The sequence below is a fragment of the Acinetobacter sp. UBA2063 genome (genome assembly GCF_002333245.1).
Classification (GTDB): Bacteria; Pseudomonadota; Gammaproteobacteria; order Pseudomonadales; family Moraxellaceae; genus Acinetobacter; species Acinetobacter parvus.
Genome location: NZ_DDAH01000090.1, coordinates 1 through 10,534, shown reverse-complemented (window position 1 = coordinate 10,534; position 10,534 = coordinate 1). Strand labels below are relative to the sequence as shown.

Here is a 10,534-nt window from a genome sequence, read left to right as displayed (position 1 = left end):
GTCATCACAGATGATCAGTGACATCTTGATGCCCTTCGGTCCTTCAGTCACATAAGTGGTATCACCTGGGCACCAGCCTTCAATCGGGCACCATGGGATAATCTTGCGGTATTTCTGAACGATTTCGCCCTTGTTATTGATCAGGATCAAGGTGTTATATGGCACCTTGTTTGGATGTTCCTCATGTTGTTCACCGGTAATTGAGAACACGCCCCAGACGTTGGCTTCAATACAGGCTTGCGAGAAAATCGCGGTTTCATCGCCTGGAATGGTGGCAGCGGTTGCCATCATCTCGTCATGGTCGTACATAATGCCCATGGTGCTGTATTCAGGAAAAACAATCAGGTCCATACCTGGAATACCCTGTTTAATTCCTTTCAACATTTCAGCAATTTTATACGCGTTATCAATTACTTCTGCTTTGTTGTGCAGACGAGGAATTTTGTAGTTTACAACTGCTACACCTACTGTATCTGGGCTGCTTGAGATATCACCGTGACGCATTCAAATTTCTCCAACTCTTTTATCGATTCAACTTTATGATTCGAGTGTCGCGTGAAATACGTTGCAGCAAAATACGTTGAATTGCGTATATGGATGCGTAGACTGGAAGAAATTTTTAAATGTGAATAATCAAATAAAATATTTAAATACAATTCTGGGATATTAAGTGAAATAGATATTAAAAATCCCCGACGAATCGGGGGGGAATTATAGCCAGATTAAACCAGCAATATTAAACAGAAAGATACTTACTGATGGTGGTCTCATCGACATTTTCACGGACATTTTCATAAGCAAAGCGACCCTTGTCGATCACCAGGAAGCGATCGGCCATCGCCATGGTGAAACTCAGCACCTGTTCAGAGACCACAATGGTCAGATCACGCTGGTCACGGATTTCTTTCAGAGTTCTGGCAATGTCCTTGATGATAGAGGGCTGAATCCCTTCCGTCGGTTCATCCAGCAGCAGTACTTTAGGGTTAGTCGCTAAAGCACGGGCAATTGCTAATTGCTGTTGTTGTCCACCCGATAAGTTTCCACCTTTACGTTTGCGCATATCCCAAAGTACAGGAAACAGCTCATACAGGTCATCCGGGACTTTGCCGTGCGCAGAAGCCGGTAAACCGGTCTGGATATTTTCCAGTACGGACATGGTGGAGAAAATCATCCGGCCCTGCGGCACATAAGCCACACCATTTTCTACGCGCTGGTAAGGATCCAGTTTTTCCAGATTTTTGCCATCCAGCTTGATTTCACCTTTAGTATTTTTAATATCGCCGATTAGGGTTTTGAACAGGGTGGTTTTACCCATGCCGTTACGGCCCATGATCGCTACAATTTCCTTCGGCTGGATCTTCAGTTCCAGGTCGTGAATCACCTGACTTTGTTTATATCCTGAACACAAAGCATTAATTTCTAATAATCCGCTCATAGTGGTCTCCTTAGTGTCCCAGATAAACTTCAATCACTTTCGGATCATTTTGCACATCGTCCATTTTGCCTGCTGCCAGAATTTTACCCTGGTGCAGTACCGTGACTTTGTCCGCAATGGTTTTGACAAATTCCATGTCATGTTCAATCACCAGCACAGAACGTCCTTTGCTAATCTCCCGCAACAGTTGCGCCGTCTGCTCACGCTCTGACACACTCATCCCTGCGACAGGTTCATCCAGCATGAGCAGCTCTGGGTCTTGCATGAGTAACATGCCAATTTCCAGCCACTGCTTCTGGCCATGAGAGAGCAGACCGGCGGAGGTATCCAGCAGATCAGTCAGGAAAATCTTGCCAGCAACTTCACGAATACGCTCATCGACATCTTTGGTGCGTCTGAAGAACAGCGCACCAAAGACATTACGGCCACGCGGGAAGGACATTTCCAGGTTGTCATAGACTGACAGATTTTCATAAATATTCGGGTTCTGGAATTTACGCCCAACCCCTTTACGGACAATATTGAACTCTTTCAGTTTGGTCAGTTCAATATCATTAAACTTGATCGTACCTGAAGTTGCTTTGGTTTTGCCACAGATCAGATCCAGCACTGTGGTTTTGCCGGCTCCATTGGGACCGATCACCACATGGACTTCGTTTTTATCCAGATAGAAGTTGAGATCACTGACTGCCTTGAAACCGTCGAAGGACACGGTGAGATCTTCAATGACCAGCACCGGTTTATTCATTTCTACGCCGACTTTATTCATTTCACGCCTCCTTCTACAATTGGATTGATCGTTTTATCCGGATCACTACTTGGCGGTGGCGAAGTGCTGTCGATCGGTTTCTTTTTCAGGAACAATGGACGGACATATTTTTCATACAGACCCGCTAAGCCATTCGGTAAGAACATGACTACACCGATGAACAATGCACCGAGGAAATACAACCATACTTCAGGAAAGGCTTCAGAGAAGTAAGTTTTACCCAGATTCACCAGAACAGCACCATACACTGCCCCAATCAGTGACAGACGACCACCGACTGCAGCTAAAATGACCATTTCAATCGAAGGTACGATGCCGATAATCGTTGGTGACATGAAGCCGACTTGCAGGGTAAACATCGCACCACCAATAGATGACACCACAGCTGCGAAACAGAAAATGAATACTTTGTACATGGCCACGTCATAGCCAGAGAAACGTACACGTTCTTCTTTGTCACGCATCGCAGAAAGTAGACGTCCGAGTTTAGAACTGAGGACAAAACGGCTGATCATGATCACTGCAATGAGCAGCAGGGCATTGATGTAGTACAGGACATATTTGGCTTCATCGGTACGGATATCCCAGCCATGCAGGGTTTTCAGGTCTGTAATCCCGTTAATGCCGCCAGTGAAACCTTGTTGACCAATAATCAGAATGGTCAGGATCGCTACAATGGCTTGCATGATGATCGAGAAGTACACATCACCGACACGACGGGTAAACATCGCGAAACCGATGATGAAGGCAAGCAAGATTGGAATGATGATGATGGCAAACAAAGTAAACCCGAAGCTATGGAAAGGTTCCCAAAAGCCTGGCAAGCTGGTGATCTGGTTCCAGTCCATAAAGTCTGGAATTCCTGGCGTGGTTTGCGCTGCTGTAGATTGCATGTCTGAAGCTTCAAGTTTCAGGAACATGGCCATGCAGTAGCCGCCAATGCCAAAGAAAATCCCTTGACCTAAACTTAAGATACCACCGTGTCCCCAGCACAGAACCAGGCCGATTGCGACAAAAGCAAAAGTCAAATATTTACCCATCAGATTCAGACGGAAAATATCCAGGAACATTGGCATGACTAGCAGGATCAGTACAGCAAGAATCACCAGACCAATCGCACCTTCTTTACCGCCTAAAAAGGCATTCATTAGATTCTTCATAATATCTCTCCTGAATCCCTACTTACGTACTTTGATTGAGAAGAGACCCTGAGGACGCAGCATCAGGATAATAATGACTGTAGCCAGTGTCAGGACTTTAGCGACAGAACCAGAAAGGAAGAATTCCAGAATAGATTGTGCTTGCGCGATACTGAATGCGGAGGCAATGGTGCCAAGCAAGCTTGCAGCGCCGCCGAAGACCACTACTAAGAATGTATCGACGATATACAGCGAACCGGCTGTAGGACCAGTAGAACCGATGGTTGTGAAGGCTGCACCCGCAATACCTGCAAGCCCACAACCCAAGGCAAAGGTTAAGCTATCAACACGTTTGGTATTGATCCCGACAGCACCACTCATAAAGCGGTTCTGGTTGGTTGCACGAAGCTGTAAACCCCAGCGTGAACGGTAAATCAGAAAGTAGACAAATGCAGTAACACAGAGGGTAACGCCCACCAGGAACAGACCATTGATAGGAATATCGATGGCTTCCGTCGGTTGATAAGAACCCATTAACCAGTCAGGTAAAGTCGGGCTGACTTCCTTAGGGCCGAAAATAGAACGGAACAACTGCTGCATGATGAGGCTCAAGCCCCATGTTGCAAGAAGTGTATCGAGTGGCCGTTGATAGAGCCGGCTGATCATGAGCCGTTCCACCATGTAACCGATAATGCCTGCTGTGAGGAAGGCTGCAATGATTGCAATCAGGAAATAGTAAGGTAGGAGTTGAGGGAAAAAACTTTCAGTCAGTGTGGAAATGAAAAATGTCGTATATGCACCAATGGTCAGAAACTCCCCATGTGCCATGTTAATTACGCCCATTTGCCCAAAGATAATTGCAAGGCCGAGCGCCATCAATAACAGCACACAGAACACAGAGAGACCATTAAAGCCTTGCATGGCAAATATTGCACCGAATTCTGCAAATGATAGATCCATCGCATCATCCTCCAAGCTTTAAAAAATTGTGTGGAATAAAAAGATCAGGAGAATGGTTTCCCCTGATCATGTGGCTGTTAACTCAGTAACCTTTAGGGAATGGGTTTGGTTTGATTAGACCTTTAGACTCGTAAACAACCTTGAACTGACCATTTGGTTGCACTTGACCAATACGTGATTTGCTCCATAAATGGTGATTCGGGTCAATTTTCACATAGCCTTCAGGAGCGTTTTTCATTTCTAGGCCTTTAGATGCTGCAGTCACTTTCGCGACATCGAAGCTACCGGCTTTTTCAACTGCTGCTTTCCATAACCATGGACCTAGGTAAGCGGCTTGTGTTACATCACCTACCACCGCTTTAGGGCCATATTTCGCTTTAAAGGCTTTTACGAATGCAGCATTATTGGGGTTATTTAGGCTTTGGAAATATTTCATTGAAGAGTAGAAGCCCTTCATGTTTTCGCCGCCAATCCCCAGCAATTCATCTTCAGTCACTGAAAGGGTAAGCAGTGTCTGTTTGTCGCCTGTTACGCCCGCAGCTTTCATTTGTTTGTAGAAGGATACGTTCGAACCACCCACAACTGCTGCAAAGATGGCATCTGGTTTACGCAGTTTGGTTTTGTTGATGAGAGAGCCGAATTGAGTGTGGCCCAGAGGATAATATTCTTCGCCAACCACTTTACCTTTCAGTACTTTCTCGATGTGGGTACGGGCAATTTTCATGGTGGTACGCGGCCAGATATAATCAGAGCCAATCAGATAGAAGGTTTTGGCTTTTTTCTCTTTTGCCAGCCAGTTCAGTGCTTCAAGTACCTGTTGAGTTGCTTCCTGACCGGTGTAGATCACGTTTTTAGATTGTTCTAAGCCTTCATAGAAGGTTGGGTAATAAAGTAGAGAGTTGTTGCGTTCAATAATCGGCAATACGGCTTTACGAGAGGCTGAAGTCCAGCAACCGAAAATTGCAGCAACACGGTCTTTTTCAGACAGTTTACGTGCTTTTTCTGCAAAGGTTGGCCAGTCAGAAGCACCATCTTCCTGAATAATTTTGATTTGTCGACCGAGAACACCGCCCTGTTTATTGATCTGTTCAATGGCCAGACGTTCTGCCTGAATCGAACCGGTTTCAGAAATTGCCATGGTACCGGTTGCTGAATGTAGCTGCCCTACATACACAAACTTGTCATCGACTTTAAGTTTGGTGGTATTGACCTTTGCTGTTGCAGGTACGCTGGCATTGGTCAGTGCTGGTGCCAGCAGGAATGGAACAGCAAGTAAACCTGCCATTAATCCAGATGTCTTCACTTTTGATTTCAAGCTCATGTCGGGTTCCCCTATAGAATTAGATGTGCTGATGCGCTTAATCATTGGTTTGCGCTTGGTATGGAACTAAGCCTAAGGGGAGTTAAAAAATGAGCATATACGTCACTTTACGTATATAGCATTCAGTCGGATTATTTTTAGATACTGATAGGCTGGGCATAGTTATTGCTTTTAAGAGCAGATATTTAGCTTGATTTGATCTGTATGGACCCAACAGCGAATACCAGTCAGGCACCGCAGCGCGTCATTCATACCCGGCGTAAATACAATACCTGGGTGGTCGATGAAAGTATTGAGGATTACGCCCTGCGCTATGCGCCTAAATCCGTCCGGAAATGGTCACTATGGACAGTGACCAATACGGCGCTTGCAGCCGTCAGTTTCCTGGCAATGGAGGCACTTGGAGCAACCATGCTCTGGCAATACGGTTTCAGTAATGCTTTCTGGGCACTGGTGGTTGTGGCGATTATCATTTTCCTGACCAGCTGGCCGATTGGTTATTATGCTGCCCGTTATAATGTCGATATTGATTTACTGACCCGTGGTGCCGGATTTGGCTATATTGGCTCCTCCATTACCTCGGTCATTTATGCCAGTTTCACCTTTATCTTTCTCGCCTTTGAAGCCGCCATCATGGCGCTGGCATTGGAGCTAGGCTTAGGGATACCTCTGAGTATTGGCTACCTGATTTCAGCACTGGTGATTTTGCCATTGGTGGTCAAAGGTATTGGCTTCATCAATAAGGTGCAGGCAATCACCCAACCACTCTGGTTATTTCTGCTTTTATTACCATGGTGCTTTGTGTTGGTGAAGCAACCTGATTTGATCAGCAATCTTGCATTGATTGAGGGCGCAAAAAGCCAGAGCGCTGCCTTTAATCTGTCTTTTTTTGGTGCATCCTGCACGGTGCTCTTTGCCTTGATCACCCAGATCGGAGAACAGGCGGATTATCTGCGGTTTTTACCCGATAAAAAACATATTCAGCGTAAATGGAATTGGGCAGTCTTTTTAGGTGGACCAGCTTGGATTCTAGGCGGATTTATCAAGATATTCATGGGTATGCTACTTATGGCGCTGGCAATGCAGTATCTGGTTGCCGATTCCGAACTGAGTAACCCCAATTATCTGTACTGGATTGCCTATCAACAGGTGGTCAATCATCCCGGCATCGCTTTATTTCTGACTGTTCTATTTGTCTGCATCGCTCAGATCAAGATTAATGTTACCAATGCCTATGCAGGGTCATTGGCTTGGTCGAACTTTTTTGCGCGTCTGACGCATAGCCATCCAGGGCGCGTAGTCTGGCTGGTATTCAATATCTTTATCGCTTTGCTGTTGATGGAACTTGGGGTAATCCATGCGGTGGAGCGTGTGCTTGGCTTATACAGTAATGTGGCCCTTGCTTGGATCGGTGCCATTGTTGCGGATCTGGTGATCTGTAAACCACTGGGACTGAGTCCAAAAGGAATTGAATTTCGACGGGCCTATTTATATGACATTAATCCGGTTGGAGTCGGTAGCCTGATCATTGCATCGGTCTTATCCATGCTGTGTTACTGGGGAGTTTTTGGAGAGATTGCCCGGTCCTTGGCCGGCTTTATCGCACTCGGTACGGCGATGTTATGTGTACCGCTAATTGCCTGGTTTACCAAAGGTAAATACTACTTGGCACGTCAAGAAAAGCCTGAGCTGGAACTGGTCGAAACCCAAACCTGTGTAGTCTGTGAGCATGATTATGAAACTGCAGACATGGCCAGTTGTCCAGCCTATAGCAGTCAGATCTGTTCTCTGTGCTGCACGCTTGAAGCACGTTGTCATGATCTGTGTAAGCCGCATGCACGCTGGTCTTCACAGCTAAGAGTTTTTGCAGCCTGGTTCCTGCCGAAATACTGGGTACAACATATTAATACCCGCTTAAGTCTGTATATCCTGCTGATTTTTGTCTTGGGCGTGGTGTTGGCAGTTAGTCTGAGCCTGATTTATTTACAGGAGTCTGCCAGCCTGGGTGCTTTGTCACAGCAGCAGGATGCGCTGACAATGCTGTTCGTCAAAATCTATGCCGTACTGTTCCTGCTACTGTGTGTAGCCGCCTGGTGGTTAGTGCTGAATGATGAAAGTCGACGTCAGGCACAGCTGGAAAGTAATACCCAGACTCAACTGCTGATGGATGAGATTGAAGCGCATAAAGTTACCGATCGCCAGTTGCAGGATGCCCGCATTCAGGCTGAAAAGGCCAATGAAGCCAAAAGCCGCTATGTGATTGGCATCAGTCATGAATTACGAACACCGTTGAACAGTATTCTCGGTTATAGCCAGCTACTGCAGAAACAGGAAAAACTGTCTGAACAGGGCGAATCTGCCCTGGGCGTGATTAGCCGGAGCGGTCAGCATCTGACTTCTCTAATTGATGGTCTGCTGGATTTGGCACGGATTGAAACTGGTAAGATTTCTTTGGAAAATTCCAATATCGACCTGCCAAAATTTCTTAAACAGATCGTGCATATATTCGAGCCACAGTTTGCCCAAAAGCAGCTGAAGTTTGATGTGGAGATCAGTAGCAAGATTCCACAGTATGTCCGTATTGATAAAAAACGTCTGGAACAGATACTGATTAATCTTTTGGGTAATGCTTTGAAATTTACCCTGGAGGGGGGAGTCAAATTTAAGGTCGATTACCGTTTTCAGACTGCTTATTTTGAAATTCAGGATACCGGTTGTGGGATTGCTGAGTCGGATGTTGAGCGGATCTTCCAGCCTTTTGAACGTGGCCGTAATGTAGTACAGGGCAGCTTTGCCGGCACGGGTTTAGGGCTGCCAATCGTGAAGCTTCTGGTCGATATTCTTGGTGGCGAGCTGACCCTGAGTAGCCAGTTAAAACAGGGTTCAGTCTTTAAAATAAAACTGTATTTGCCTTCTAAATCCCTGATCCATCCGATCGCTGACGTTGCCTCTAATACTGTAACCAGTTATAGCGGAGAACGCCGTAAAATACTGGTGGTTGATAATGAAGCGACCGACCGTGGCCTGGTTCTGAATTTTCTTAAACCCTTAGGTTTTATTTTAGAAGAGGCAGAATCAGGTTTAGCCTGTTTGCGTCAGGTTCCAGAATTTAATCCTGATCTGATTTTGATGGATTTAAGTATGCCTTTACTGGGCGGCTGGGAAACGGCGAAATTGCTGCGCCAGAATAAAATCACCAATGTACCGATTATTATTATTTCCGCAGATGCTAATGAGCGGATGATTAATCCGGAAACGGATGTATTGAGTGAAGACTTTTTAGTAAAGCCGGTCGATCTCAATTTATTATTAAACAAGATTGGCGATAAGCTGGGCTTAAGCTGGCTTCATCAGCATGAGCAGCAGACAGAACAAGAACAGCCTTCTGATCAGAAAGCACAGATCTCCACGCTAGTGGTTGAAAGCGAAAATGAATTGAACCCATCCATTTCATTGTTGAATGTGGCAGAGGTGGTCATTCAGTTGGAACAGTATTTAAGTATTGGTTTTATCCGGGGGGCAAAAGATGTCCTGCATGAATGTGGACAGCACTTTGAACAATATAACGATATATGGCATCAGATTGAGCAGGATTTAAAACAATTTGATTTTAAAAGAGCAATTCAGCGACTTCATGAGCATGCAGATGTGCTGAAGTAGGGGTAAGGTGGACATGTTGGAAAGTATTTTGATTGTGGATGATATACCTGAAAATCTAAGTCTATTGCATGAGAGCCTGGATCAGGCTGGCTATCAGGTACTTGTGGCGACCAATGGATTTGATGCAATTGAAATTGCGCATCGCATTCAACCCGACATGATCCTGCTCGATGGCAGTATGCCGGAAATGGATGGCTTCGAAACCTGCACCCAGCTTAAGGCCAGTCCAGTAACCGAACATATCCCGGTGATTTTTATGACGGGTCTGACTGAAACCGAGCACATTCTTAAAGGCTTTCAGGCAGGTGGGGTAGATTACGTAACCAAGCCTTTAAATATTGATGAAGTTCGGGCGCGGGTAAAAACTCATTTATTGCAGGCGCGTCTGATGCATCAGCAGCGACAAATGCTGGATGCAACCGGCAGTGCGATTCTATCGTTGAATCTGGAAGGTGAAATTATCTGGCAGACCCCAATCGTCAGTGAATTACTGAAAAATCATCAGGTGGATGTACAGCATTTTCAGTCCAGTTTAAATCAGTGGCTACAGGACTTGCTCAAGCAGCCAGATCAAGCACACTTACTTCATGGTCAGTATGGTCATGGCCATCAGCAGTTACAACTTAACCTGCTCGCCAAACTGTATGCAGGCCATATCTCTAAACATGTTTTGGTACAGTTGAAAGAGCAGACCCAAATGCCGAGCACAGAGGAAATCGCGCAGGCCTGTCCAAACCTGACGCCGCGTGAAGCAGAAGTGATGCATTGGGTCACGATGGGGAAGACCAACCGGGATATTGCCGAGATCCTGCAACTCAGCCCGCGGACGGTGAACAAGCATCTTGAGCATGTCTTTGAAAAGCTCTATGTAGAAACACGGACGGCTGCGGTATTGCATGTCATGTCAGCTTGTCAGAATCAGGCAGTGGCTTAGTTTTCCCTTAGTAGAGGAATCTTTGGAGGATTTACGACCTCATCCTAACTAATATGTGCTGAAAAAACAGGAGGTTTTAAATTGGTAAACTATACATACTCATCATGATTTTAAGCAGCCATTGAAGAAGAAGTTGATCAAGGTTTTGGAGAATCCTCGCATTCCCAAAAACAAGCTGTCAGGACATCCTAATTGAACCGTACCGGGTTTGTCGGAGACTTTTTATTTAAGTTAGGCCACCTGACCTAACAGATTAATTTTATCATAGTACATTGCTTCAAACTCAAAAGGCGACACATAACCCAGTGCACTGTGT

At 45.6% G+C, this 10,534-nt stretch carries 8 protein-coding genes and 1 pseudogene; 3 read left to right on the top strand and 6 right to left on the bottom strand.

Annotated features, from left to right (window positions below; all coding sequences use genetic code 11):
- The 6 genes from B4H32_RS03805 to urtA form a co-directional block, all read right to left on the bottom strand.
- Positions 1-504 (bottom strand): nitrilase-related carbon-nitrogen hydrolase (locus B4H32_RS03805; RefSeq protein WP_286800072.1); only part of this gene is annotated, 504 nt, incomplete at its 3' end.
- Positions 505-736: 232 nt separating this feature from the next.
- Entirely contained in the window at positions 737-1,435 is a 699-nt protein-coding gene (gene urtE, locus B4H32_RS03800; protein WP_004756673.1) for an urea ABC transporter ATP-binding subunit UrtE, read from the bottom strand.
- Between the two features lie 10 nt (positions 1,436-1,445).
- The gene (gene urtD, locus B4H32_RS03795) at positions 1,446-2,204 is read right to left on the bottom strand and encodes an urea ABC transporter ATP-binding protein UrtD (protein ID WP_001045039.1); all 759 of its coding nucleotides are present in this window, start codon (positions 2,202-2,204) and stop codon (positions 1,446-1,448) included.
- Positions 2,201-3,364, bottom strand: a complete 1,164-nt coding sequence (gene urtC, locus B4H32_RS03790; protein WP_002032120.1) for an urea ABC transporter permease subunit UrtC — start codon at positions 3,362-3,364, stop codon at positions 2,201-2,203. Before urtC ends, urtD begins: the two co-directional genes overlap by 4 nt.
- Positions 3,365-3,382: 18 nt before the next feature.
- Complete coding sequence (gene urtB, locus B4H32_RS03785; RefSeq protein ID WP_286800059.1) at positions 3,383-4,303, bottom strand: urea ABC transporter permease subunit UrtB; 921 nt, start codon at positions 4,301-4,303, stop codon at positions 3,383-3,385.
- Positions 4,304-4,385: 82 nt separating this feature from the next.
- Entirely contained in the window at positions 4,386-5,624 is a 1,239-nt protein-coding gene (gene urtA, locus B4H32_RS03780; protein WP_153569770.1) for an urea ABC transporter substrate-binding protein, read from the bottom strand.
- Positions 5,625-5,828: 204 nt separating this feature from the next.
- Here urtA and B4H32_RS03775 point away from each other — a divergent pair, with 204 nt between their 5' ends.
- The 3 genes and pseudogenes from B4H32_RS03775 to B4H32_RS03765 form a co-directional block, all read left to right on the top strand.
- The gene (locus B4H32_RS03775) at positions 5,829-9,284 is read left to right on the top strand and encodes a hybrid sensor histidine kinase/response regulator (protein WP_286800056.1); all 3,456 of its coding nucleotides are present in this window, start codon (positions 5,829-5,831) and stop codon (positions 9,282-9,284) included.
- Between the two features lie 13 nt (positions 9,285-9,297).
- Positions 9,298-10,218, top strand: coding sequence for a response regulator (locus tag B4H32_RS03770; RefSeq protein ID WP_286800050.1), 921 nt, complete (start codon positions 9,298-9,300; stop codon positions 10,216-10,218).
- 112 nt (positions 10,219-10,330) lie between these two features.
- Positions 10,331-10,414 (top strand): annotated as a pseudogene (locus tag B4H32_RS03765) (type II toxin-antitoxin system RelE/ParE family toxin); the annotation flags it as partial.
- Between the last annotated feature and the right edge of the window lie 120 nt (positions 10,415-10,534).

Coding starts and splice junctions, on each gene's coding strand:
- urtE (WP_004756673.1), bottom strand. CDS start 1,435: ATGAGCGGATTATTAGAAATTAATGCTTTGTGTTCAGGATATAAACAA.
- urtD (WP_001045039.1), bottom strand. CDS start 2,204: ATGAATAAAGTCGGCGTAGAAATGAATAAACCGGTGCTGGTCATTGAA.
- B4H32_RS03770 (WP_286800050.1), top strand. CDS start 9,298: ATGTTGGAAAGTATTTTGATTGTGGATGATATACCTGAAAATCTAAGT.
- B4H32_RS03775 (WP_286800056.1), top strand. CDS start 5,829: ATGGACCCAACAGCGAATACCAGTCAGGCACCGCAGCGCGTCATTCAT.
- urtA (WP_153569770.1), bottom strand. CDS start 5,624: ATGAGCTTGAAATCAAAAGTGAAGACATCTGGATTAATGGCAGGTTTA.
- urtC (WP_002032120.1), bottom strand. CDS start 3,364: ATGAAGAATCTAATGAATGCCTTTTTAGGCGGTAAAGAAGGTGCGATT.
- urtB (WP_286800059.1), bottom strand. CDS start 4,303: ATGGATCTATCATTTGCAGAATTCGGTGCAATATTTGCCATGCAAGGC.